This is a genomic window from Corynebacterium sp. HMSC074H12 (genome assembly GCF_001813755.1).
Lineage (GTDB): Bacteria > Actinomycetota > Actinomycetes > Mycobacteriales > Mycobacteriaceae > Corynebacterium > Corynebacterium hiratae.
Genome location: NZ_KV813926.1, coordinates 1 through 222 on the forward strand (window position 1 = coordinate 1; position 222 = coordinate 222).

At 54.5% G+C, this 222-nt stretch carries 1 protein-coding gene; it reads right to left on the bottom strand.

The genetic code is table 11. The features are described 5' to 3' along the window. Position 1: 1 nt before the first annotated feature. Positions 2-222: transposase (locus tag HMPREF2932_RS07850; RefSeq protein WP_246818644.1), on the bottom strand; the 221-nt coding region annotated here is incomplete at its 5' end.

Sequence of the window (222 nt, forward strand, 5' to 3'; positions counted from 1 at the left end):
ATTAGTTCGAACTTTTCTGCTCGCGTTGCTTCGCGGCGAAGAAGGCTGTCGCTTTTGACAAAAACTCGTTATCCATCTTGGCCTCTGCCAACTCACGGCGCAGGCGAGCATTCTCAGCACGAAGATCAGCCTCACTCATCCCATCTGAAGCTCCTCGACGCTCACGCTCGAGTTTGACCCAGCGGCCTAAAAGCCCGGCGGAAACACCAATCTCCTTAGCCA